The organism is Tautonia sp. JC769, assembly GCF_040717455.1.
GTDB lineage: Bacteria > Planctomycetota > Planctomycetia > Isosphaerales > Isosphaeraceae > Tautonia.
The window spans coordinates 42,996-66,602 of the sequence record NZ_JBFEFH010000028.1; the positions used below are offsets into that span (position 1 = coordinate 42,996).

At 68.3% G+C, this 23,607-nt stretch carries 19 protein-coding genes; 10 read left to right on the top strand and 9 right to left on the bottom strand.

Features of this window, described 5'->3' with window-relative positions; all coding sequences use genetic code 11:
- Window positions 1-48 precede the first annotated feature (48 nt).
- Both AB1L88_RS22225 and AB1L88_RS22230 read right to left on the bottom strand, forming a co-directional pair.
- Complete coding sequence (locus tag AB1L88_RS22225; RefSeq protein ID WP_367098888.1) at window positions 49-2,799, bottom strand: Gldg family protein; 2,751 nt, start codon at window positions 2,797-2,799, stop codon at window positions 49-51.
- Between the two features lie 133 nt (window positions 2,800-2,932).
- Entirely contained in the window at window positions 2,933-3,664 is a 732-nt protein-coding gene (locus tag AB1L88_RS22230; protein WP_367098889.1) for an ABC transporter ATP-binding protein, read from the bottom strand.
- A gap of 835 nt (window positions 3,665-4,499) precedes the next feature.
- Here AB1L88_RS22230 and ilvN point away from each other — a divergent pair.
- The 6 genes from ilvN (at window position 4,500) to AB1L88_RS22260 (ending at window position 10,065) form a co-directional block, all read left to right on the top strand.
- Window positions 4,500-5,099, top strand: coding sequence for an acetolactate synthase small subunit (ilvN, locus tag AB1L88_RS22235; protein WP_367098890.1), 600 nt, complete (start codon window positions 4,500-4,502; stop codon window positions 5,097-5,099).
- 243 nt (window positions 5,100-5,342) lie between these two features.
- Complete coding sequence (locus AB1L88_RS22240; RefSeq protein ID WP_367098891.1) at window positions 5,343-6,503, top strand: hypothetical protein; 1,161 nt, start codon at window positions 5,343-5,345, stop codon at window positions 6,501-6,503.
- Window positions 6,504-6,857: 354 nt separating this feature from the next.
- Window positions 6,858-6,998, top strand: coding sequence for a hypothetical protein (locus AB1L88_RS22245; RefSeq protein ID WP_367098892.1), 141 nt, complete (start codon window positions 6,858-6,860; stop codon window positions 6,996-6,998).
- A complete protein-coding gene (locus tag AB1L88_RS22250) occupies window positions 6,985-7,188 on the top strand; it encodes a hypothetical protein (RefSeq protein ID WP_367098893.1) in 204 nt (67 codons plus the stop codon). Before AB1L88_RS22245 ends, AB1L88_RS22250 begins: the two co-directional genes overlap by 14 nt.
- A gap of 32 nt (window positions 7,189-7,220) precedes the next feature.
- Entirely contained in the window at window positions 7,221-7,664 is a 444-nt protein-coding gene (locus AB1L88_RS22255; RefSeq protein WP_367098894.1) for a hypothetical protein, read from the top strand.
- Window positions 7,665-7,782: 118 nt separating this feature from the next.
- On the top strand, window positions 7,783-10,065 hold the full coding sequence (locus AB1L88_RS22260) for a CRTAC1 family protein (protein ID WP_367098895.1): 2,283 nt from the start codon (window positions 7,783-7,785) through the stop codon (window positions 10,063-10,065).
- Window positions 10,066-10,106: 41 nt separating this feature from the next.
- Here AB1L88_RS22260 and AB1L88_RS22265 read toward each other — a convergent pair whose 3' ends face one another.
- The 3 genes from AB1L88_RS22265 to AB1L88_RS22275 all read right to left on the bottom strand — a co-directional run bounded on the left by AB1L88_RS22265 (window position 10,107) and on the right by AB1L88_RS22275 (window position 12,656).
- Window positions 10,107-10,967: a TIGR02452 family protein gene (locus AB1L88_RS22265; protein ID WP_367098896.1), complete on the bottom strand. Its 861-nt coding sequence runs from the start codon at window positions 10,965-10,967 to the stop codon at window positions 10,107-10,109.
- Window positions 10,968-11,038: 71 nt separating this feature from the next.
- A complete protein-coding gene (locus AB1L88_RS22270; protein WP_367098897.1) occupies window positions 11,039-11,800 on the bottom strand; it encodes a DUF4058 family protein in 762 nt (253 codons plus the stop codon).
- Between the two features lie 232 nt (window positions 11,801-12,032).
- Window positions 12,033-12,656, bottom strand: coding sequence for a PEP-CTERM sorting domain-containing protein (locus AB1L88_RS22275; protein WP_367098898.1), 624 nt, complete (start codon window positions 12,654-12,656; stop codon window positions 12,033-12,035).
- 386 nt (window positions 12,657-13,042) lie between these two features.
- On the opposite strand from AB1L88_RS22275, the gene ilvC reads away from it, so the two are divergent.
- Together ilvC and AB1L88_RS22285 are read left to right on the top strand one after the other, a co-directional pair.
- Entirely contained in the window at window positions 13,043-14,047 is a 1,005-nt protein-coding gene (gene ilvC / locus AB1L88_RS22280) for a ketol-acid reductoisomerase (protein ID WP_367098899.1), read from the top strand.
- A 97-nt stretch (window positions 14,048-14,144) separates the two neighbouring features.
- Window positions 14,145-14,435: a putative quinol monooxygenase gene (locus AB1L88_RS22285; protein ID WP_152052451.1), complete on the top strand. Its 291-nt coding sequence runs from the start codon at window positions 14,145-14,147 to the stop codon at window positions 14,433-14,435.
- A gap of 133 nt (window positions 14,436-14,568) precedes the next feature.
- Here AB1L88_RS22285 and AB1L88_RS22290 read toward each other — a convergent pair whose 3' ends face one another.
- The 3 genes from AB1L88_RS22290 to AB1L88_RS22300 form a co-directional block, all read right to left on the bottom strand.
- Entirely contained in the window at window positions 14,569-15,972 is a 1,404-nt protein-coding gene (locus AB1L88_RS22290; protein WP_367098900.1) for a BNR-4 repeat-containing protein, read from the bottom strand.
- Between the two features lie 112 nt (window positions 15,973-16,084).
- On the bottom strand, window positions 16,085-19,123 hold the full coding sequence (locus AB1L88_RS22295) for a PVC-type heme-binding CxxCH protein (protein WP_367098901.1): 3,039 nt from the start codon (window positions 19,121-19,123) through the stop codon (window positions 16,085-16,087).
- Window positions 19,124-19,186: 63 nt separating this feature from the next.
- Window positions 19,187-19,783, bottom strand: coding sequence for a Uma2 family endonuclease (locus tag AB1L88_RS22300; RefSeq protein ID WP_367098902.1), 597 nt, complete (start codon window positions 19,781-19,783; stop codon window positions 19,187-19,189).
- Between the two features lie 248 nt (window positions 19,784-20,031).
- Here AB1L88_RS22300 and AB1L88_RS22305 point away from each other — a divergent pair, with 248 nt between their 5' ends.
- Together AB1L88_RS22305 and AB1L88_RS22310 are read left to right on the top strand one after the other, a co-directional pair.
- A complete protein-coding gene (locus AB1L88_RS22305) occupies window positions 20,032-20,613 on the top strand; it encodes a Uma2 family endonuclease (protein WP_367098903.1) in 582 nt (193 codons plus the stop codon).
- Between the two features lie 77 nt (window positions 20,614-20,690).
- Complete coding sequence (locus AB1L88_RS22310) at window positions 20,691-22,211, top strand: aldehyde dehydrogenase family protein (protein WP_367098904.1); 1,521 nt, start codon at window positions 20,691-20,693, stop codon at window positions 22,209-22,211.
- 93 nt (window positions 22,212-22,304) lie between these two features.
- Here AB1L88_RS22310 and AB1L88_RS22315 read toward each other — a convergent pair whose 3' ends face one another.
- Entirely contained in the window at window positions 22,305-23,393 is a 1,089-nt protein-coding gene (locus AB1L88_RS22315) for a hypothetical protein (RefSeq protein WP_367098905.1), read from the bottom strand.
- Window positions 23,394-23,607: the final 214 nt, after the last annotated feature.

Consider the following 23,607-nt stretch of genomic DNA (forward strand, 5'->3'; position numbering starts at 1 on the left):
GCTCTGACTTCCGATTGCTTACTGCCCACCGCCCGCCGCCTCCTGCGATCAGGCCAATCGGTTCGGGTTGGCGCCGCGGTTCTCGCGGCGGGAACGGATGACGGCGACGGCGATGCCGAGGGCAAGGGCGGGCAGGGCGGGGACGAGGGCGGCGGCCATGCGGACCTGGCCTCGGATGGCGCGGAGCTGCGTCTCCTTGGCGGCGATGCTGTCCTCGATCTTGCGGAGCTTGGCGTCCTCGATGTTCGCCTCGGCCACGGTCAGGCGGCGCTGCTCGACCTCGCGGACCTGGGCGAGCATGACCTGCTTGGTGCGGTCGTCCAGCTCGGTGTTGGCCTCGATCGCGGCGATCTTGTCGTTCATCCGGGAGCGGGCCGCCTCGAGCTGGTCGTCGGCCTCGGCCTCGGCCTCGCGTTCCTGGTCGAGGCGGTCGGCCTCGAAGGCGCGGTCGGCGGCCTCCAGGCGGGTGAGAGTCCGGTGGCGTCGGCGTTGCTTGCGCAGGTCGATGAACGAGTCGTCATCCACCAGGGTGTCGACGCAATTGAGCACGAAGGCCACGTTGTCGAACTCGAACTCCTCGGAGCCGGCCTGGCGGAGCTGGAAGAAGGCGTCGGAGATCAGGTCGAGGTCCATGACGACGATCGCGTTGACGCCGCCGTTGCCCCCCTCCTCGTCGTCGTCACCCTCACCCGCCCCCTTGCCTTCGAGGCGGGCGGCCAGGGTGTAGGCGCGGTTCGTGGCCAGTCGGGTGGCGCGGCTGGGATCGATCCCCATGCCGAAGAAGCTGGGGCTGACGAGGCTGTCGAAGCGGACGATGCCCCCCTCGTCGTTCGTGCGGAGCAGGGGGGTGAAGTCGGTGTCGGCGCCGGTGCGGGGCAGGACGTAGCCGCCGAACAGGACGATCAGCTCTTGCAGGCCCGAGGCGATCGGCTCGCTCGGGTTGAAGGCGTCGGCCGCGCCGCTGGAGGGAGTGATGAACACGTACTCGGGGGGCAGCTCCGTGAATTTCGGGTGCGGGTTGTACGGGTTCCAGACAATCTCGGTCTGCGCCCAGTCGATGCCGAGCCGATCGAGCAAGGGGGTGATGTCTCCCTTCGGCTCGGGCGGCTGTCCGCCGCCGAACATTCCGCCGGGCTGCTCCTTCGGCTGGGTCGGGGCGAGCGACATCTGCGGCGAGCGGTCGAACTGGGGGAGGGGGTCCATGAACAGGAGGGTCGGCCCGCCCGACTCGACGTAGGAGACGAGGTTGGCGACCTGCGGCTCGGTCAGGCTCGACGGCTGCGGGACGAGCAGGGCGTCGAGGTCGCTCGGGATCGGCGCGTCGGCCGGGACGCTGGTGACTTCGTATTGCTTGCGGAGCTCGGTGACGACCTGCCACTCGCGGTTCGAGGCCATCGAGCGGAAGTCGAAGCTGCCGAGCAGGCCGGCGTCGGTGTCGAGGATGCCGACCTTCTTGCGGTCGGCCCCGGCCACCGTGCGGATCGACCGGGTCAGCTCGTACTCGACCGGCAGGCCGCGGTCGAAGAAGGGGATGACCACCTGTTCCGGGCCGCTCGTGAAGGCGACCCCCATCAGGATCTCGTCGAACCCCTGGCGGGCGGCGCTGATGGTGATGACGCGGCGGGGGACGATGCCGTATTGCTGCTCGGCGCGCCGGGCTTCCTCGCCGTAGCGGTCGGTCTCGATCAGGTTGAGCTGGATCTTGCTGCCGCCGATCGCGGCGAATTCCTTGAGCAGGCCGACGAGGTTCTGCTTGGCCTCGACGTAATCGCGCGGGACCTCGGGGCTGAAAAATGCCTCGATGAACACGGGGCGATCGCTCGGGATCTCCCGGAGCAGTTGTCGCGATTCGCTCGACAGGGTGTTGAGCCGCTCGGCGCTGAGGTCGGGCCGCCAGCCGGCCCGGGCGACGAGGGTTTGGAGGCTGAGCACGACGACCACGACCGAGACGATCCGGACCAGGGCGTGACCCCACAATCCGACGCTCCGCTCGCCGCCGGCCCAGTGGCGACGGCCGACGAGGGCGACGTTCACATAGAGCATCGCCGCGGCCAGGCCGACGAAGTAGAGCACGCCCGAGAGGGGCACGACCCCCCGGCCGAACTCGCGGAACTGCGACGGGGCCGAGGCCGACTCGATCACCCGGGCCGCCCCCGCCCCCGAGAGCCCGCCGAGCAGGTCGGCGAACACCGGCACGGCGCAGAAGAGCGCCCCGAGGATGAAGGCCACCGTCACATTGCCCGAGAGCAACGACGCGACCATCCCCACCGCCAGGAGCATCCCCCCCATCAGCCAGTAGCCGAGGAAGGTGGCGAGCAGGACCCCCAGATCCGGGCGGCCGAGCCAGGCGAGCACGACCGTCAGGCCGAAGGCGAGGAAGCCGAGCGCGGCGGTGTAGATGCCGAGCGCGGCCAGGTACTTGCCGAGCACGACCTCAAGGTCCCGGGCCGGGAGGGTGAGCAGCAGTTCCTCGGTCCCCTGTCGGCGTTCGTCGGCCCAGACGCTCATGGTGATCGCCGGGATGAACAGCAGGAGCAGGAAGGGCATCAGGTCGTTGAGCTGGCCAAGGGTCGCCAGGTTGTTGGCGAAGAAGGCCTCGGGCCAGAAGGCGGCCACCGAGCTCGTGACAATGAACAGGACGATGAACACGTAGCCGGCGACGTTGGTGAAGTAGCGGGCCAGGTCGCGCCGGCAGACGGCCCCCACGACGAACGGCCGGGGCAAGGGCAGGGCGATGGCCCCCGCCGCGGGCCGCCCGGGGGCGGTCGTCCGGGTTGATTCGTTCTGGATCGTCGTCACCGTTGCGGTCCCTCGAATCAAGACAAATGACTTGGATGAACGAGTGTCTGGTTCAGCTCAGCTTGTCGAACGAGACGGCCAGGATCGGGGGCCGCTTGCCCTCAATGACGAGGGCTCGACCCTACCAGGCCGATCAGGCGGGCGAGGCGGTGAGCTGGTAGAACTTCTCCTCCAGCGAGGCGACCCCGGCCCGCATCTCGGCCGGGGCGCCGTCGAAGACGAGGCGGCCGTCGTGGATGAACAGCACGCGGTCGGCGACCGGCTCGACTTCCTGGAGGATGTGGGTCGAGACGAGGATCGTCTTCGATCGGCCGAGGTCGCGGATCAGCTGCCGGACCCCCTTGATCTGGTTCGGGTCGAGGCCGGAGGTCGGCTCGTCGAGGATCAGGACGTCCGGGTCGTGCAGGATCGCCTGCGCCATCGAGACGCGCTGGCGGTACCCCTTCGAGAGCTTGGCGATCGGCTTGTAGGCGACCGTCGAGAGGGAGCAGAGCCCGACGACCGCCTCGATCCGGTCCTTCAGGGCCGAGGCGCCCATGCCCCGGGCCCGGCCGAAGAATTCGAGGATCGCCATGGGGGTCATGTCGGGGTAGAGCGGCCCGTTCTCGGGCAGGTAGCCGAGCCGCTCGGCGGCGGCGATGCGGTCGGCCTGCACGTCGATCCCGGCGATGGACGCCTGGCCGTGCGTCGGGGCGATGAAGCCGGTCAGCAGGCGCATCGTCGTCGTCTTGCCGGCGCCGTTCGGGCCGAGGAAGGCGACGACCTGTCCGCTCGGGACCTGGAAGCTCACGTCTCGGACCGCCAGGAACGAGCCGAACTGCTTGGTGAGGCCGCGGGCCTCGATCATCACGGGCGTGGTGGTCATGATGCCAGAGCCATCCTTCACGCGACGCCAGAATATGGGGTGGGTTGGTGCCTGGGCGGGGACGCCCCGGCCCGACAGGGCTTGCCCGGCCCAACTCGCCCGACGGGTCGGGGGGCCCCCGCGAGCGGATCGCGACGGGTGCCTCGGACCGATCGGGCGCGGGGGAATTCGGGCCGAAGCCTCGTCGTGCCGGTCCTGTTCGGTTTCTGTGGGGTGTTCATCTTAGTGACGAGCCCCTCGGTTTCGCAACGGTCTCCAGGGACCCCTTGGGGGGCCGAGCCGGCCCGATCTCGGGGGCCCGCCTGGCTTCGGGAGATCGGGCGGCGATCGCCGGATCGGCGGGCCGGAGCCCGTTCGCTCCCGTGGCCGTCGCCGATGTGTCGGAGGGCGGCGGGCCGGGACGCGTCTCGGCCCCGTCTCCGTACGCTACGAAGGGACATCGAGGATCGTTCGGTCGAAGGGAGCCGGGGCCGGGGCCGGGGACCCGACGGCCCGAACCGGGACCCGTTGCGCGGTGTCGGGCGACCATCGGGCTTCGACGCTCGGCCTTGCGGGGCCGGGAACGAGGCCCGTACACTTGAAGAGCGGTTTCCGCGCGTCCAGGACCGAATCTGGAGGAGGAGGGGGCCCCTTCTCCACGGATTCAGCCCTCCTGGACCAGGCAATCGGAATCCGTGCTCGTGCGTTCCGTGCCCGATGGATGACGAACGCGGCGACGGCCCGGGCCCCTGCGACGATTGGCGAGATCGGTGAACCGGGGCGGCTCGGGCCGCCCGGCCGGTAGGCTTGCCAGCCCGAGAGGGCGGGCCACACTTTGTTTTTCGAAGAGGAATCGATGTCCGAGACGAACCGCCCGGCCCGGGACCGCCACCGCCATCGCCACGTGCTCAGCGCCCTGGTCCAGAATCAGCCGGGAGTCCTGTCCCACATTTCCGGCATGCTGGCCTCGCGCGGCTACAACATCGACAGCCTGGCCGTGGGGGAGACGGAAGACGCCAACCTCTCCCGGATCACCTTCGTCGTCATCGGCGACGACAGCCAGCTGGAGCAGGTGCGCAAGCAGTTGGAGAAGATCGTCACGGTCGTCAAGGTCATCGACATCTCCCGGGAGGCGTTCGTCGAGCGCGACCTGATGCTCATCAAGGTCGACGCCTCTCCCGAGCGTCGGGCCGAGCTGCGCGGGCTGGTCCAGGACTTCCGCGGCCGGGTCGTCGACGTCAGCCCCGAGCACCTGATCATCGAGGTCAGCGGCCAGGAGTCGAAGGTCGAGGCCTTCATCGAGCTGATGCGCCCCTACGGCATCCGCGAGCTGGCCCGGACCGGCCGCATCGCCCTCGTCCGCTCCAGCCGGCCGGTCCGCACCGCCCCCGGCGAGGTCGTCGAGTCCGACGTCGACAACGAGCCCGAGGAAGTCGTCGGGCACTCGCAGCTTTGAGCGTCTTCCGATCGATCCGTCGTCTCACCACGGCATGTCGGTCTGCGTCGGCCTTGGGCTGGTGATCGTGAGGCAATGCTCGTCAGCCTGGGGCCTGTCGCATCATGAAACCTCGTGTTGACGTGGAGACGACCATCCCGAGTTAGACGGCATTGTGCCGATGGTGCTGCGAGCGAGTGGCCAGGGCAAAGTCTTCGTGCCCCGGCCACTCTTCCGCATACACTTCCTGCTTGGAGGGTGACAGTGCCGCTCTTTCCAGACGTGCCGCGCGACAGTCGAGCTCCTGCGGCTCATTTTGCCGATTCGTTTAGCTTCCTCACAACATCGGCCCAACCCTTTGCCGCGAATGTTCGTGACCTACTTGAAGTCTGGTTCTCGCGTTACCCTATGTCTGAGTCGGCTGAGCTCCGACGGAAATTCGAAATTGAGTTTGATGTTGCCTTCTTCGAACTGATGCTTCATGAAGTACTCATTCAGTTAGGACATCGCGTCACCGTTCATCCCAAGCTTCACACTACAACGTCGAAGCCTGACTTTGCTGCCACAGCTGCATGCGGCGTCTGTTTTGTAGAGGCTCGGGTATCATCCGATAAATCCGCAGCGGAGCTTGGCAGGGACCGCGCCTTGGCGGTGTTTTATGATGCAGTTAACCAACTTTCACTGAATGACTACTTCCTTGATCTGGTATCGGTCGAGATCCCTTCGGGCCGCCCACCTAGTGCACGGCGATTCCGACGCTTCGTACAGGAGCAAGTGGCTCAACTAGACTATGAGGCGGTTCTAAATGTCTTCGCAGTCAACGACTACGAGGCGTTACCTCGCTTCACGTACAAAGAGGGGCCCGCGTTTGTGGAGTTTACGCTAATCCCGGTGAAGCTCGAGGCCCGCGGTCGAGTCGGTAAGCGAGCGATTGGCATGTTCCCGGCGAAGACTCGGTGGGGATCTTCGTCAGGCGCTATCCGGAAAGCGTTGACGCGCAAGGGCAGCAAGTACGGCCAGTTAGCTGATCCATTCATAATTGCAGTAAACTCAATGAGTGAGTGGGGAACGTGTCGGAACGATTTCGTTGATGCACTCTTCGGTTCCGAGAATGTGACCGTTAACATCGTGACGGGCGAGGGGACTGCAAGTCGTGAACGGAATGGGTTCTGGCTCGGCCCGACCGGCCCACAGCATCGGCGAGTCTCGGCGGCGTTATTCAGTACGCTGAATCCATATAATTTAGGCGTTGCGGGGCTCACCCTCTGGCTTAACCCTTGGGCTTCATTGCCGTACACAGGGCCGCTTATCGAGCTTCCGCACGCGGTCGTCGTCGACGAGGTTGTGACATTTAAGAGCGGCGTGGCACTTCGGGAGTTGCTTCGATTGCCCGAGCATTGGCCGGGAGATTGTTGTTTCGACTAGAATACTAGCCGGAGCGTCGTCGCATGCCTTCGACTTCGGATGCATACTCTACGTTGACCTGACCGCCTAACTGCTCTTATAGCCTCTGCTGTCAAGATCCCACCGTCAATGGGCCGTGGCAGGTGGCCCTGATTTCCGTTGGGTAGACAATCGTGATCCGAGAGTGTCAGGCGGGTGACCCCGAGGCCGCGGCCGAGCGGTTGGAGGTCATCCGGGACCTGCAGTTGCTGGAGCAGACGGAGGAGGCGGTCTCGCTGGCCCGGAGCCTGCGGGGCCGCGTCCCCTTGCCGGAACGGGCCGCGATTGACGCACTCCATGTCGCCGTGGCGACCGTTCACGGGATGGAGTATCTCCTTGACCTGGAACTGCAACCACATCGCCAACGCGGTCTTGCGGCCCCGGATCGAGGCCGTGTGCCGAGAGGACGGCTACGAACCCCCGGTCATTTGCACGCCCGAGGAACTCCTGGAGGATCGGACGGATGAGGACGGATGACGTCGTCAACGAGGTTCGCCGCGCCCGGGATACATATGCCAGGCAATTCCAGTATGATCTCGACGCGATTCATCGCGACCTCAAACGACAGGAGCGAGAAGGTGGCCGGAAGGTCGTCTCCTTGCCTCCGAGGCGGCCGAGGCCGATGACCCAGGCCCTCGGCGCCGATCGAGACACGGGTTGTGATTGAACTCCCACCCTGAAGCGATTCGAGGCTCGTCATTGAGCGACCGTCACGAGACGCTGACCGCCCTGCTTGCAGCCCTCGGTTCGTCCGACCCGAGACGCCGCAATGCCGCGGCGCTTCGCATCCAGGAGTTCGCCGAGGCTGCTGTCGATGAACTTTGCCGCCAGGTCGAGCGCCCTGAAAACCGGGAGAATCGCGGGACCCTGGTCCATGTCCTCGGGACCTTCAATTGCTCGTCGCGGTTCGCTGAACTGGTCCGATGGGCTGGCCTGGGGGGATACGAGGTCCAGTGCCATGCCCTGAACATCATGGACACGCATCGTTTTGCCGTGACGCCGACTCAGCTTCGAGACGCCGAGCGAGTCCTGGACGAACTCCGAACGAGAGACGACATGGACCCCAACGATGTCGAGGCACTGCACGATCAATTGCGAGAGATCCTCTCGCGAGCCGAGGACGCTCAGCCCGACGGCGACTGATCCCTCACGTCGGCGGGCGATTCGACTGCTTTTGATCCTTGCCCTCGCGGGCGGATGCTCGCCGAGTCCGCAGGACGAACCGACCGCCGTGGCGGTCAAGGCTCTTGAACACGGGCCGATGACGGAGCCAGGGGCCGACATTCCGGCCCTTTCGGCGGCGGAGCGGTATCTCGCCATCCCGCCCTACGGATCGGAGCCGATCGACGAGAGCGGCTTCACGCTCGCTTGCCGGTTCAACGGCCCGGTGGCGGATCGGGGGAACCTGGATCAGGTGGTGGCGTCGATCCGGGGCAGGAATCGCAGGGGGATCGCGACGCTCCAGGAGCAACTGGGGTCGATCGATGCGAAGGGACTCGACGCCCCCCAACTGCGGGCGACGATCGAGCGCGACATCGCCATCCTATGCCTTTATGAAGGGGCCTTCGACGAGGCCGAGGCGTGGCTCGACCGCGCCGCGAAGTCGGCCGACGATCCGCTCGTGCCGGTCGGATTGCGGCAGAACCTGCTGGCGCTCCGGGGGGTGGCGGCCCTCCGCAGAGGGGAGACGGAGAACTGCATCGGCTGCGTCGGCCCCTCGACCTGCCTCTGGCCGATCGCCCCGGGGGCCGTCCACCTCCTGCCCGACGGGGCGAGGGAGGCGGCCGACCGGCTCTCGGACTACCTCCGTCGGCGGCCGGACGACCTGGCGATGCACTGGGTCCTGCAACTGGCGCTCGACCTGCTCGGCGAGCCTTCGGCCGATCCGGGGCGTCGGGCCTTGCCCCTGCCCAGTCAGGACGACGACCGGACCTTCTCCCGGTTCCCGAACGTCGCCGAGGCCGCAGGATTGCTCGCGGCGGGGCCGGACATGGCCGGCGGCAGCGTCTTCGACGACTTCGACGGGGACGGCCTGCCCGACCTCTTCTGGACGAGCTACGAGACCGACCTCGGCCCCCGGCTGTTCCTCAACACCGGCGACGGCACGTTCGCCGATGCCTCGGCGCGGTTCGGGCTCGATCCGCACGTCCTGGCCGTCAATTGCGCCCAGGCCGATTTCGACAACGACGGGCATCTCGACGTGATCTTGCTGCGCGGCGGCTGGGAGAACCCGGCGCCGATGACCCTGCTGCGCAACCTCGGCGGCGAGCGCTTCGAAGACGTGACCGCGCAGGCCGGCCTCGCCGAACCGATCGCCAGCCAGTCGGCCGCCTGGGGAGACTTCGACCGCGACGGCCTCCTCGACCTGTTCGTCTGCGGCGAGTCGCGCGGCGGCGACCTGGACGAATCGCGATTATTCCTCGACCCCGACTCCCTCGGCGGCGACGACCGTCAGCGCTTCTGCCGGCTCTACCGCAACAACGGCGACGGCACCTTCGCCGACGTGACCGCCGAGGCCGGGGTCGCCAACGGCCGATACGCGAAGGGGGCGAGCTGGGGAGACTTCGACGACGACGGCTGGCCCGACCTCTACGTGTCCAACATGGCCGCCCCGAACCGGCTTTATCGGAACAACGGCGACGGTTCCTTCGAGGACGTCGCCTTCGCGGCAGGGGTGCTCGGGCCGATCGACAGCTTCTCCTGCGGCTGGCTCGATTTCGACAACGACGGCCGGCTCGACCTGTTCGTCGCCGACTACTCGGCCGACCTGCTCGGCTTCGTGATCGACCGGGTCGAGGGGCCGGCGCCCCGTCGGGAGCAATCGGTTCACAACCCCGGCCCCGATGCCCTGTTCCTGGCCGAGAAAAGTGGCCCGCCGACGCTCCGTCTCTATCGGAACAACGGCGACGGCACGTTCGCCAACAAGGCCCCGGCCCTGGGCCTCGACCGCGTTGTCCTGCCGATGGGCTCCGGCTTCGGCGACCTCGACGGCGACGGCTGGGTCGACCTCTACCTCGCCACCGGACGCCCCGGCTATTCGTACCTGATGCCCAACGTCCTCCTGCGCAACGATGCCGGCCGCCGGTTTGCGGACGCCACCGCCTCCAGCGGCACCGGCCACCTGCAGAAAGGGCACGGCGTCTCGATCGCCGACTTCAACGGCGACGGCGCGGCCGACCTGTTCGTCCAGCTCGGCGGGGCCGTGCCGGGCGACCGCTCGTACAACGCCCTCTTCCAGAACCCCGGGCACGACCACCGCTGGCTGACGCTCCGGCTCGTCGGCACCCGATCGAACCGCTCGGCCCTGGGGGCCCGCATCACGATCACCCTGCGCGACCCCGACGGCTCGACCCGAAGGCTGCACCGGCTCGTTTCTCCCGGCACGAGCTTCGGCGGCAACGCCCTGGCTCAGACGATCGGCCTGGGCGACGCCTCGGCGATCGAGTCCGTCGCGATCCGGTGGCCGGGGCCCGACGCCCCCGATCAGGTCGTCCGAGACGTGCCGATGGACGGCGTGATCGAGGTCGTCGAGGGGGAGGAGTGATCGGCGAGCGTTTATGCTCTCCGGCCGGGGCGAGGTCCGGATCAGGGGAGTATCGCCGGTGACTGCCCCCCGATCGCCCGCTCGAAGGCGGTGAAGCAAGGGCGCTCCCGGCCCGGGTCGTACACGGCGAAGGCGATTCGCCGGAAGACGCCCGACCAGGGGCCGCCGGGGCCGAGCTGCTCGGCGAACAGCCGGGCGATCAGGGCGGGGTCGTTCCGGAAGGCGCCGCATCCCCAGGCGCCGAGCACCAGGTGGTCGTACCCCTCCCGATGGGCCGCCCAGCAGACCAGGGCGATCCGCCGGCGCATCACCGCGGGGATCCTGGGGAGTTCATCCGGCTGGTTCCGGGCCATCGCCCCGGCGTTCGCCGCCGCCGCCGTCAGGAAGCCGACGTGATGGGGGCGATCCAGCAGCGTCCCGCCGTCGTCCCGGAAGACCGGCACGCCGGGCGAGACGATCAGGCGATCGGAGTAGAGCAGGCTCCGCCCGGCCCGATGGGGCCCGTAGAACCCCTCGACCGGGGCGATGCAGGCATACAGCCCGCTCGACCGCGCCAGCGACTCTTCCTGCGCCCTCGCCCCGTTGAGGAACCCGCCGCCCGGATTGCGGGCCGAGGCGAAGTTCAGGCAGAGCGGCTCGACGCCGAGGGACTCGGCCAGGCGTCGGGCGGCCTCCAGGGTCGTCTCCCCGGTCACCTCGACCGCCGTCCCGGGCCGGTCGACGCCCTCGGGCGGGCTCGGGTCGCCCGGCAGGTCCCTCGGCCCGTAGAGCCTGGTCCGCGAGACGGCCCGGGCGAGGTCGCCGGAGAGGTCGACCTCGCCGCCGCCGGGGGGCCGGTAGCGGCCCGATTCGAGGATCGCCAGCGTCTCCCTTGCGATCGCGGCGCCGGTCGATCGGTTCATGGGTGCGGATCACGCCGGGGACGATGACGATGAGGCTCGCCGGTGCGAGTCGATCCCCCCCCCCGACACGATCAGGCCCGATCGGGTTCGCGACGGCCCTCGATGACCTCGCGCCAGTAGCCGGGCATGCCGCGGTAGGCCGCCTCGGAGGTCGGCTCCAGGGGGACGTTGACATACCTCCCCCGATCGAGGAACACGGGCATGTCGATCAGGGGCATCCCCACGGCGACCGGTTCCACGTAGGCTTCGGAGAGCCGCGTCGGCGCGGCTCCCACGTACGAGGCGAGGGTCAGGGGGGCCTCGGGGTCGATCTCGTCCTGCTCCCCGGCGAAGGCCGACCAGATCGCGCCGTGCAGGCCGTTCGGGTCGTGACGGCCGGGGGGGATCAGGTCGACCAGGAGGACATGCACCCCCGCCTTCAGCGCCGAGACGATCTTCTCGGCGAACTCACCGACCGACGAGGCGCGGTCCTTGTTCGCGGGCGAGGCGATCTCGACCAGGGCCACCAGCCGGTGCCCGCTGGTGTGGCGGATGGCGATCGACCTCCGTTCGGCCCGATAGGTGGCCGAGGGAGGGGGGATCAGCCGTCGTCGCGTCCGGGGGGGGGCTACGGCGACGGCAATCGCCCCCTGCTCGGGAGGGTCGTCCGCCTGCGACCCCGGCGTCTGGAGGGTCAGGATGTCGGCGATCATCGTCCCGGCATGCTGCTCGGCCAGGGCATAGAACCCCTCCGGGAGGCGCAGGTTGAGGGCCTCCTTGAGATGCGTGATCCAGGAGCAGTGAAAATCGTGGAAGGTCCCCGCGCCGACGCGAGTCCAGTCGTGTACCGGCATGGTCCGATTCTCCGGGAGGGGCGATGCTCCGCCCCGGATCGCATTCTATCGGGCCATGCCGCCGATGGCCACGGAGGAGACCGTTGAGCGGCGCTCGTCCGGGCCGTTCGAGGCCCATCCGGCGCGGCCGGCGGGGGACAGTTGCGTTGTCCAACCCGCGGGGCCGCGACGGCGAGGCAATCGCCGATTCATCAAGGACCTGCGCCGGCCCTTGCGGGCGGATTCGGGGCGATCAGGCCCGGTTGCGGAGCCGGCGACGGCCCCAGTAGACCCCGATCAGGGCCGGCAGGCCGACCAGCGCCAGGCTCGACGGCTCGGGGACGACGGTCGCCTGGAAGGTCGCCGGGCCGTCCAGCGAGGTGAACAGGATCAGGCCGAGCGTGGATTCGATCGCCTCGAGCGTCGCCGGCACCTGCGGGGACGGATCGGGGATCAGGCCGGTCGAGCTGCGCAGGTCGTACGAGGCGAAGAAACCGTTGGCAAGCGCGAACACATCCTGGCCCGTGGGCGGGAGGGTCGGCGTGCCCTGTGAAAAGCCTGCCGTGCCGACGGTCTGGTTGACGAACACGAGTGTGTCGGTGGTGAACATGCCGGAGCCGACCGTATCGATCGAGAACGACGCCTGCTGGCTCTGCACCGCGAAGATGACGAAGTCCTGGCCCGAGACGGTCAGGTTGATCGGGACCACGTCGTCGGTATCCGCCAGGACCTCGACCAGGAACGAGGACTGCGAGAAGGCCGAGCCGTCTGCCCGACCCGAGGCCACGCCCGAGAAGGTGTACTTGACCGGCTCCGCGACGACCGAGGCGGCCGCGATCAAGGGCAGGCAGAGGGCAATCAACAGCGAGCGAATCATGAGAAACCTCCGGGGGGAATCGGCGAGGGCCGTCCGGATGCGACTTCGGAATCCTTGGCCCGGCCGTGGGCACACCCTAGCACGCCTCATTTGCGTGATGCGAACCATTTGAATGGGGTGATGCGGTGAATCAACAGGCCGTGTTTCTCGTTCAACATGCCCTCGCACGGATTGGAGAATCGGGCGATCTTCGGGCCGGCGGACGACCCATCTGGCGATCCGACCCGCTCTTATGGTAAGACATCCTCCCAAGAAGTCGCGCAAATCGCGTGGGCGGGATTCGACCGCGCGCGACGAACCGACTCCTCCGCGACCGCATCCCTCCCACCGTTTCGTGCACCGTGCTGCCCGACTCAGACTGAAGAGAGAAAGAAGGACACCCGCCCATGCCGGCGACGATGTATTACGACCAGGACGCCGACCTTGGCCTGCTCAAGGGCAAGACGATCAGCATTATCGGCTACGGCAGCCAGGGGCACGCCCACGCCCAGAACCTGAGGGACTCGGGCTGCACGGTCGTCGTCGGCCAGCGACCCGGCTCGAAGAACTACGAGCTGGCCGTTTCGCACGGCTTCAAGCCCGTCTCGGCCGCCGAGGCCGCCGAGGCCGGCGACCTCGTCAACATCCTCCTGCCCGACGAGGTCCAGGCCGACGTCTACAACCGGGACATCAAGGGGAACCTCAAGCCGGGCAACCTCTTGCTCTGCTCGCACGGCTTCAACATCCACTTCGGCCAGGTCGAGCCCCCTTCGGGCGTCGATAGCGCGCTGGTCGCCCCGAAAGGCCCCGGCCACCTGGTCCGCAGCGAGTTCGAGAAGGGCGGCGGCGTCCCCTGCCTGATCGCCACCGGCGACGGCTGCTCCGAAGCGGGCAAGGCCCTGGCCCTGGCCTACGCCAAGGGGATCGGCGGCACCCGCGGCGGCGTGCTCGAGACCACCTTCGCCGAGGAGACCGAGACCGACCTCTTCGGCGAGCAGGTCGTCCTCTGCGGCGGCGTCTCCGCCCTGGTGAAGATGGGCTTCGAGACCCTCGTCGAGGCCGGCTACCAGCCCGAGAGCGCCTACTTCGAGTGCCTGCACGAGCTGAAGCTCATCGTCGACCTGATGTATCAGGGCGGCCTGAACTACATGCGCTACAGCATCTCCAATACCGCCGAGTACGGCGACTACACCCGAGGCCCTCGGATCATCACCGAGGAGACCCGCAAGGAGATGAAGAAGATCCTCCACGAGATCCAGACCGGCCAGTTCGCCCGCGAGTGGATCCTGGAGAACCGCGCCGGCCAGCCCGGCTTCAAGGCCACCCGCCGCGTCGAGCGCGAGCACCCGGTCGAGGAGGTCGGCAAGCGCCTCCGCAGCCTGATGACCTGGATCGACTCGAAGTCCGTCTGATCCTTGATGTGATCCGTCCGGGCTGCCCTCTCGCCTGACGCCGAGGAGGGGCGGCCCGGGCGGCGCATTTGCCTCTTCCTACCGGGAGCGCGTGCCGATGATCTGCGTCGCCGTGACCTACGTCGTCAAGGAAGGCCGCGAGCAGGACGCCATCGCCTTCTTCCGCGACCTGATTCCCGCCACCCGGGCCGAGCCGGGCTGCCGGATGTACCTCGTCCACCGGTCGACGACCGACCCCCGCCGCTTCTTCCTCTACGAGCAGTACGACGACCAGGCCGCCCTCGACGCCCACCGCGCCGCCCCCCACTTCGCCCAGTACGTCGCCAACGGCCTGATCCCCCTGCTTGAAAGCCGCACCCCCGAGCTGTACGAGCCGCTCGACGTGTGAGCCCTCACAGGGAGTCGCCAGGACGCGGAGGAAACCAACGCACGGAGGTCTTTCCGGCTGCGTCTCGTCCTCTCTGCGTCTTGGCGTCTCTGTGCGAACTCCTCCCCTCTCCTGAGCCTTGCCGGCGAAAGGCTCAGCGCACGACCTCGGGCCGGGCTCGGTCCCCCTCGATCACCTCCGGCAGCCGCCAGACATGCGACCCGTCCCGGTCGGTGAAGTAGAGCGACGAGGGGGACGGCTCCCACGCGCTGCCGTCGGCCCAGAGGGCATAGAAACCCGGATGGGCGTTCAATGGGCGACGGACATACGTGTGATTGTACATGCTGTCGCTCGTGAGGGTCTTGTGCCGATCCCAGGTCGCGCCCTGGTCGGTGCTCGTCCACATGACAATCTCCCCTCCCGTGCCGAACGGCTGCGGGCCGGGGTCGGTCGGGGCGATGAGCCGCCAGGTGCCGTCCTCCTCCACGTAGAGCGAGCCGAAGTCGTAGTTATGATCCGAGGTCGTGACCGCCTGGATCTCCCACTCCGACCCCGTCCAGCGTGCCGTCTGCCAGGTCCTCGGGCCGTTCTCGGGGCCGGATTCGAAGCCGAGCGTGGTCAGATAGAGGAGGATCGGGCGGCCCTCGGCATCGAACTGCACGTCCTTTAAGTACACGAGCAAACCTTCGGCCTCGTAATCATGCACGAGGGCCGGATGATCGCGGTCGGTCATCGGCGTCTCGACGAGCGATCCATCCACGGTCGTCCAGGTCTTCCCGCCGTCGTCGGTCTGCACATAATAGACGTTCGTGCGGGCGTTCAGGCCGACCGGCTCGGGGTGGTAGTTGAAGGCGGTGCCGATGGTCTGCCCGTGCTTCCAGCTCACCTGATAGTGCCCCTTGTCCATGCCCGCGAGCCGCCGGGGCTCCGACCACTCCTTGCCGTCGGGGCTGGTCATCCAGTGCAAAATGCGTCGGCCGCCCTGATACCGCGTGTGCAGGAACAGGAAACCGTCGTCCTTGCCGAGGAACCAGGGCTGGCCGTACGAGAAGTTCGTCTCGGTCACGAGTTCGAAGGCGTCGATGTCGTACGGCTTCACGCTCCGATGCACGAAGGCCGGCCGTCCGGTGCCGTGGGCATTCGAGAAGACCCAGAGATGCCCCTCGTCGTCGATGCTCAGGACCGGGTTGTCGTGGGCGTCGGTCGTCTCCTTGTCGAGCAGGATCGTCGGCCTCGACACCGTTCCGGTCGCGTGATCATACGCGCCGACCATCATCAAGAGCCGGTTCTCCTCCGCCGGCCTGCCGCCGAAGGCGAAGAAGGTCGTATCCGCCTCCTCGGCATAGATCGCGATCGGCAGATGCTGCTGCGGATACGTGGCAAATCCTCCGCTGTACTTGTATCGGTACTCGTCATTCGACGGCTGGTTGTAATACCAGATCCCCCTGTACCCGTCCGCCTTCGGCAGCGGCCCCGGCTCCTCCCCCGCAATCGCGCCGGCCGTCATCGCCGCCAGCATCACCACGGCCCCCGCCGCCCTTCGTTCACCCAGCCTCATTCATATTCTCCTGTGCTTCTGTTCTTTGCTCTCGTTCTTGTCCGTGTTTCATCCGTGTTTCATCCGTGGCTCAAACTCCCTTTTGCCCGGTCGTGACCGGCCCCGTCCCGTCTCACTCCTCCTCGGCCTGTTGCGCGAGCAGGTAAGCAATCAGCTGGTGGAACTCCTCCTCCGGGATCCGCTCGCCGAAGTTCGCGGGCATGGGAGAGAGGCCCGAGGTCATGCGCTCCTCGACCTCGTCGGCCGCGATCCGCTGCGATTTCCCCTCGGCATCGGCTAGGACCAGCACGTCCCCTTCCTCGGCCAGCAAGAGGCCGGTGAGGACCCGGCCGTCGCTCAGGCCGAGCGTGGTGGCGCGGAACGCCTGATCGACGTTCAGGTTCGGGTTGAGGATGTCCTCCAGCAGGCGGAGCGGCCCCCGGATGCCGACGCCGTCGAGCTGAGGCCCGACCTCGGCCCCGTCGCCCCCGACCTTGTGGCACCCCGCGCAGTACTCGGTGAAGACCGCGCGTCCGGCCTCGGCATCGGGTCTCGATTCCAAAGATGCGAACCGTTCCAATCGTTCATCGATGAACTGCCTGAGCCCCTCGTCGGCCGGCGCCAAGTCGGCGGTGAGGGCCTCGATCCGGCTCGCCATCGACTCGACCCCCGCATTCGTCATCCGGATCTGCACCGGGGGCTCGCGCAGCAACTCGGCCGGCGCCCGGCCTTCCTCGACGCTCGTCAGCAACGCCTCGGCCCCGTCTCGGGTGCCCGACAGGGTGACGGCGATCGTCCGTTGCAGGCGGCTCGGCGCGATCGCCAGGACCTCCAGCAGCGCCTCGCTCGCCTCGGGACGTCCGAGCCGCCCCAGGGCCTCGGCGGCCCGGTCTCGGATCGAAGGGGCCTCGTCCGCCGACCCGAGCAGCGACGCCAACGGCCCGACCGCCCCGGCCGCATCAATCGCCGCGCGAGCATCGATCGCCGCCAGCCGGAGCGGTTCGGCGGTGGCCGGGTCGAGCAGCATCGCGTCGAGCGTCTCGGCCTTCGAGTCGAGCCGGAGCGTCCCCGTCAGCTCGATCCCGTCGAGCCGGTCGCGGTCCTCGTCCGATGCCAGCAAGGCCCCGGCCACCTCCTCCGCCCACGATCGCGAGGCCTCGTCGAGCCGATCGCCCCGCGCCTGGACCCCCCGGTGCAGCGCCCGAAGCAGGTCGAGCCCCCGGCGCAGGTCCCCCTCCGAGGCCGATCGGGAGAACTCCCTCGCGTCCCCCTGCGACGAGTCATCGCCGAACCGGGCGACGTGCTCGACGAACCGTGGTGCATCGCCGCCGATCGCCTCCGCGTTCGCCCGCAGGTGATCGAGCAGGAACGCCGCCGCCTCGGTCGTGGGGACTCCCAGGCTCATGTCGGCAATCTTCGATCGGTCGTCCTCCGTCATCGAATCAGGCAGGTTCGCCCAGGCGTCGGCCGATCGGAGCTGATCCCGCAGGGCCATCCGCACGACGTGGACCAGGTGCGTATCGGCCGGATCGGCCGCGCTCCAGGCGTCGAGCAGGAGCGGGATCTGCGAGGGGTCCGGATGCCGCCCCATCGCGTCGGCCGCGGCGCGCCGGACGAACGGATCGGCATCCCCCAGGCGTTCCTGCACCGCGAGGCGCTGCTGGTCATCCCACCCCGACCGCTCGGCCAAAATCTTGACGGCGTGCGTCCGGACGGCGCGGTCGTCGTCGTCCAGGGTGTTTGCGAGCCGGTCGTTCGGCAAGGCCCCCCGGCGGTCGAGCGCCCACAGGGCATGGACACGGCTCTCGGCCGATGCGTCGTCGCCCGACGCCGCGATCAAGGCCGGGACGATCGCCTCCCCTTCGGGCCGATCGGCCAGTTCGTCGGTCGCCCGCAACCGGACGGCGAGATTCGGATGACTCAGGTCGTCGATCAATTCGGCCACGCTCGCGGCCCCCCAGTCGGCGCGGGGCATGGTCGGCGGCGGGTTCGATCCGTCCTCGCCCACATAGACGACGCGCCAGATGCGTCCCCGGTCGCGGTCGCGGCCGGGATGGGTCAACGGCACTTCATAATGGCCGATGATCCGGTTGTAGAAGTCGGCAATATAGAGCGCCCCGTCCGGGCCGAGCTCGATGTCGACCGGGCGGAACCACGGGTCGTCGCTGACGATGAAGTCCGGCTGCTCGATCGCCGTCGGGCTGGAGCCGTCCCAGGCGATCCGGTCGTGGTTGACCCGGGCCGTCACCGGGTTCCCGATGAAGACCGTCCCCCGCCACTCGTCGGGGAAGTGGTCGGCCTCGTAGTACGAGATCCCCGCGATGCCGGTCGAGCCGTGCAGGTGCTCCATCACCGCCGGACCGAAGCCGAGGCCGTCGTGCGGCTTGCCGAAGCTCGGGTAGTAGGCCCCCCGCAACAATTGGTAGATCGGCAGGGTGTGGCAGTCGCACGACCAGAGGTTCCCGAGCGGGTCGAGCGCCAGGCCGAACGGGTTGACCTGGCCCCAGGTCCATTGCTCGATCGCCGAGCCGTCGGGCCGGAAGCGGTAGGTGTTGCCCGACTGCATCGTGATCTCCTCGCCGTCCTTCGCCTCGACGGTCGAGGTGTTCGAGAAGCCGTGGCAGGCATAAATCCAGCCGTCGAACCCGAGGGTGAACGCGTTGGTCATGCCGTGCGTGTCCTGGAACCCATACTCGCGCAAGACCACGTTTCGCTCGTCGGCCTTGCCGTCGCCGTCGGTGTCGGTCAGGCGGAGGATGTGCGGGATGCTGTGCACCAGCGCCTCATCCGACGACAGCGGCAGGAGGCCGATCGGGATGGTCAGGTCCTCGGCGAACTGCGTCACCGACCGCGCCCGGCCGTCGGGGCCGAAGTCGCCGAGGATCGTCACGCGGTCGCGGCCGGGCTTGCCGTCCTCGGGCGGGAACGGATATTCAATCGACGAGGTGACCCAGAGCCGCCCTCGCTCGTCGAAGGCGAGGTTCATGGGCTTGTAGATGTCCGGCTCCGACGCGACGAGCTGGATTTCGAAGCCCGGGGGCAATCGGAAGGCGTCCCGCTGCTCCTCGGGCGTCTTCGGGTCGGTCTCGGCGACGAGGTCCTGGGCCATGCCGGCCCCCGGTGCGAGGAGCACCCCCAGGACGAGGGCCGCGGCGGTCGCGATCGGTCGCATGAAACTCCGGCTCCGGTTTCGATGGTGGTCCGTCGGGCGGGTTTGACTTCGGGTGGCGTGCGATCAACGGGGAGGCAAGAGGTCGAGGACGCGAAGGCGCCCGACCTCCCGGCCGTCGATGACGACGGGAATGTCGTTTGATTCGGAAAATGTCGATGTTCGTTGGTACGTTCCGTGGTCCGGCGAGTCATGCGCCTCGATCCGCCGGCCCTTCAGATCGACGATCCAGTACGCGGGGATCCCTTCCCGGGCGAAGTCGCCGGCCTGGTCCCGGTCCGGCGCGATCGATGAATCGGCGACCTCGACCACCAGGGACAGATCAGCCGTCGTCGGGAAGTCATTGGGGAAATCGTCCGGTCGACCGCGCAGGACGGCCAGGTCGGGCTCGGGCGTGCTGTGCTCGGTGCGCATGGCCACGGCTTGTCCCTGCTGGGCGTGGAATCCCGGCGGGATGACCGATTCCAGGGCTCGCCGCGAGCGATCGACGGCGATCGAGTGCGGGCGGTTCGGGGCCTTGCGTCGGGCGAGCCTCCCTTTCCAGAGGTAGACCGGTTCCTTCTCGCCGACGATCCCCGATCGCACCATTTCGCGGAACATCGCCACGGTGATCGGCTGCATCGGCGGCTCGGCGGAAGGGGAGACCGGGGCGGTCGTCGGCATGGCGGTCTTTTTCCTCGATGGCCAGCGAAGGCGGCGTGTGCGTCCTCGACCGGATGACCCACGATCGAGTGTATCGCACCCGATCGGCTCGGACCACCCGCCTCAATCCGAGGCCGATTCGGTTACAATCCCTTCGGCAGGGGCCGCGCGATCGGCCCCGCACCGGGGCGCCGTCTTCCGCCCTCCCTTTGCCCGGTTCGTCACATCCGACCGCTCCGTTTCCTGTCCCCCCCAAAAGGAGCCCGACCATGGCGACCGTCGCCGAGACCACGGCCCAGATCCCCTCGACGGCCGAGGCCGATCCCTTGCGAGACGAGCCGGAAGGACTCTACGAGGTGATCGACGAGCAAATTGTGGAGAAGCCGCCGATGGGAGCGTTCGAAGCCTGGGTTGCCTCCGTCCTGTTTCGCGGCCTGGTCACCAGCCCCCAGGTGGTCGAGCAGGGCCGCGTGGCCAGTGAATTACTGTTCCGACTCGATGCCGAGCGACGGCTCGATCGGCGTCCCGACCTGGCCTTCGTTTCCTTCGATCGCTGGCCCCGTACGCGACCCGTTCCCCGATCCGCCGCCTGGGAGGTCGTGCCCGATCTGGCCATCGAGGTCATCAGCCCGAGCAACAGGACGGCCGACGACCTCCGCGCCGTCGAGGACTACTTCCGGGCCGGCAGCCGACAGGTCTGGCTCGTCGTCCCGGGAGTCAACCGCGTCTATGTGTTCACCTCTCCCGCCTCGGTGACGATCCGATCCCTCGGCGAGGCGATCGACGGCGGCGACCTGCTCCCCGGCTTCTCCCTGACCTTGCTCGACCTGTTCGGCGACGCGACCCCCTGAGCCGAGAGGGTGGTCGGTCGCTCGCGTGTTGCACCCCCTCGGCCCGGATGACCCGACAGCGAATGGAGCACCCCGCCATGATCGACGACCTTTTGCGACGGCTCGGCATCCACGACGGCCACCCCGGCGCCTTCGCCGGCTCCCGGATCGATCAACCGGGGGGAGAGGTCGTCACCTCGATCAACCCGAGCACCGGCTCGCCGATCGCCTCGGTCGTCGCCGCCTCGGTCGCCGATTACGATGCCGCCGTCGATCGAGCGATCGACGCCTTCCGACGCTGGCGGGCCGTTCCGCCCCCGCATCGCGGCGAGGTCATCCGGCAGATCGGCAACGCCCTGCGCGAGCACAAGGAGGATCTCGGCCTCCTGGTCAGCCTTGAGGTCGGCAAGGTCCGGTCCGAAGGCCTGGGCGAGGTGCAGGAGATGATCGACATGGCCGACTTCGCCGTCGGCCTCTCCCGCCAGCTCTACGGCCTGACCATCGCCACCGAACGCCCCGAGCACCGGATGTTCGAGCAGTGGCTGCCGCTCGGCCCGGTCGGCATCATCACCGCGTTCAACTTCCCGGTCGCCGTCTGGGCCTGGAACGCGATGGTCGCGGCCGTCTGCGGCGACAGCATGGTCTGGAAGCCCTCGCCGCAGGCCCCCTTGACCAGCCTCGCCGTGCAACGCTTGGTCGATCAAGTCATGAGCAAAACCGAGTATGAGCGGGTGTTCAACCTGGCGATCGGCGGGGCCGAGCTGGGCGCCCGGATGGCCGACGACGGTCGCCTGCCCCTCGTCTCGGCCACCGGCAGCGTGGCGATGGGCAAGGCGATCGCGCCGAAGGTCGCCGCCCGACTGGGCCGGAGCCTGCTGGAACTGGGCGGCAACAACGCGATCATCGTCACCCCCCGGGCGAACCTCGACCTGGCGCTGCGGGCCGTCGCCTTCGCCGCCGTCGGCACGGCCGGCCAGCGCTGCACGACCCTCAGGCGTCTGATCATCCACGAATCGATCGCCGACGGCTTCGTCGATCGCCTGGCCTCGGCCTACCGGAGTTTCCCGATCGGCAACCCCTGGGATGAGGGGACCTTGGTCGGGCCGCTCATCAGCGAATCGGCCGTCGAGGCCATGCTCGCCGCCGTCGAGGCCGCGAAAGGCCAGGGGGGCGAGGTCGTCTGCGGCGGCCGCCGCGTCGATCGCCCCGGCTTCTTCGTCGAGCCGACCTTGATCCGGGCCCGGGGCGACCTGCCGATCGCCCGCCAGGAGACCTTCGCCCCGATCCTCTACGTGATGACCTACGCGGATCTCGACGAGGCGATCGCCCTGCACAACGCCGTCGACGAGGGGCTCTCGTCGGCCATCTTCACCGACGACCTGCGCGAGGCCGAGCGGTTCCTCTCGGCCGAAGGGTCCGATTGCGGCATCGCCAACGTCAACATCGGCACCTCGGGCGCCGAGATCGGCGGGGCCTTCGGCGGCGAGAAGGCCACCGGCGGCGGCCGCGAGGCCGGCTCCGACTCCTGGAAAGCCTACATGCGCCGCCAGACCTGCACGATCAATTCCGGCTCGTCGTTGCCGCTGGCCCAGGGGGTCCAGTTCCCGATGGCCCCGTGAGGGGGTCGTGTCCGGAACCTCTCTCGGCGGTCGCCGCGGCCCGCGCAGTGCGGGGGGCGAACCGCCGAGTCACGGAGTCTCCGAGCACGTCGCTTACCGGGACGGCTGGGGCCGCCGGCCGACCACCTGATCCCATGGCATCTCGTCGAAGATCGCCGTGGGGGCACCCTTCGAGGGGTCGGGCTGGGGGCTCGGAGGGGGGCCGCCGGCCATGGCGAGCACCCGATTGCGCATCTCGGCCAGTTTCGGGTAGAGGGAGTTGAGGTAGAGTGCCTGCTCCTCCGGCCCTTCGGCCTTGCCGAACTGGAGGTTGTGCACTTGCAGGAAGGAGATCGCGTTGGTCAGCGGGACTTCCTTCACCTCCCGGGCACGCTCCAGTTGGTCCCGGAAGTCGAGCTTGCGGGTCATCTGGAGCAGGCCGACGTGCCCTTTCAGGTAGCGTTCCGCGGCGGCGTAGTCGGCCCCTTTGAGCTGGGCCTTGGCCGCCGACCGCATCCGTTCGAGCAGGGCGATGGCCTGGTCGAACGTCTCGTCCGGGACCGGTTCCCCGTCGGGACGCTCGCGGACCCCCTCGATCAGGGCCGCGTAGCGTTCGCGGAGCGAGTCGAACGGCTCGCCCCGGAGCACCCCCGGCCACTGGTCCTCGCCCGCCAGCCGGGCGATGGAGACCACGACCCCCTGGGCGGCCGAGTTCAGGGGGATCTTCCGCACGTCGTCGCCGCTGATCGTGAGGTCTGCCCCGGCGCTGGTCAGGAAGTCGTGGGGGATCTTCGGGTTCGAGAGCCAGCGATACAGCGCGTTCATCGCGTCGCCGCTCGTGATGTCGGCCGGGGTCGGGTTGTTCAGGTGCCGGTCCTGGATCTCGCGGCCGGCCTCCCGGGTCCGGGCCTCGCGCCCGGCCATCTTCTGATAGTATTGCTGCTCATGAATCTGCTCGGACTCATAGAGGTATTCGTTGAGCTGCATGTTCGTCTGGGTGTTGATCGCCCGGGCCTCGGCGGTCTGCTCGTTGTAGACGCCCGCGCCGGCGGCGTAGGCGCCCATGCCTCGGGCCCGGTCGCCTCCGACCGTGGTCGACCCCCATCCGCCCCAACCGTACGGCCCGTACTGGGCGTGGGCCTGCGAGGCGAGGATCAGGACCATCGGTCCCACAAACGCAAGGATGCCCGAAGAGGTTCTCATTTTCGATTCTCGGTTCTCTTGAATACGGGCCGGTCAGGTCCCTGAGGTCACTCGCCTCACCCGTCCCGGTCGCGGGTTGCACCATTCACGTCGAGCAAGGACGGCCCCGCGGCGGGCCGCCTCGTCCGGAACTGCGGCCGCCCGACTCCACGCGAGCCGGGGACGATTCCGCGGGTCGTTGTCGGCGAGGCGGGATCGCGCCATCGCTCTGCTG

Coding starts and splice junctions, on each gene's coding strand:
- AB1L88_RS22290 (WP_367098900.1), bottom strand. CDS start 15,972: ATGAGGCTGGGTGAACGAAGGGCGGCGGGGGCCGTGGTGATGCTGGCG.
- AB1L88_RS22310 (WP_367098904.1), top strand. CDS start 20,691: ATGATCGACGACCTTTTGCGACGGCTCGGCATCCACGACGGCCACCCC.
- AB1L88_RS22250 (WP_367098893.1), top strand. CDS start 6,985: ATGAGGACGGATGACGTCGTCAACGAGGTTCGCCGCGCCCGGGATACA.
- AB1L88_RS22270 (WP_367098897.1), bottom strand. CDS start 11,800: ATGCCGGTACACGACTGGACTCGCGTCGGCGCGGGGACCTTCCACGAT.
- AB1L88_RS22285 (WP_152052451.1), top strand. CDS start 14,145: ATGATCTGCGTCGCCGTGACCTACGTCGTCAAGGAAGGCCGCGAGCAG.
- AB1L88_RS22265 (WP_367098896.1), bottom strand. CDS start 10,967: ATGAACCGATCGACCGGCGCCGCGATCGCAAGGGAGACGCTGGCGATC.
- AB1L88_RS22295 (WP_367098901.1), bottom strand. CDS start 19,123: ATGCGACCGATCGCGACCGCCGCGGCCCTCGTCCTGGGGGTGCTCCTC.
- AB1L88_RS22260 (WP_367098895.1), top strand. CDS start 7,783: ATGACGGAGCCAGGGGCCGACATTCCGGCCCTTTCGGCGGCGGAGCGG.
- AB1L88_RS22300 (WP_367098902.1), bottom strand. CDS start 19,783: ATGCCGACGACCGCCCCGGTCTCCCCTTCCGCCGAGCCGCCGATGCAG.
- AB1L88_RS22230 (WP_367098889.1), bottom strand. CDS start 3,664: ATGACCACCACGCCCGTGATGATCGAGGCCCGCGGCCTCACCAAGCAG.
- AB1L88_RS22315 (WP_367098905.1), bottom strand. CDS start 23,393: ATGAGAACCTCTTCGGGCATCCTTGCGTTTGTGGGACCGATGGTCCTG.
- ilvC (WP_367098899.1), top strand. CDS start 13,043: ATGCCGGCGACGATGTATTACGACCAGGACGCCGACCTTGGCCTGCTC.
- AB1L88_RS22275 (WP_367098898.1), bottom strand. CDS start 12,656: ATGATTCGCTCGCTGTTGATTGCCCTCTGCCTGCCCTTGATCGCGGCC.
- AB1L88_RS22305 (WP_367098903.1), top strand. CDS start 20,032: ATGGCGACCGTCGCCGAGACCACGGCCCAGATCCCCTCGACGGCCGAG.
- ilvN (WP_367098890.1), top strand. CDS start 4,500: ATGTCCGAGACGAACCGCCCGGCCCGGGACCGCCACCGCCATCGCCAC.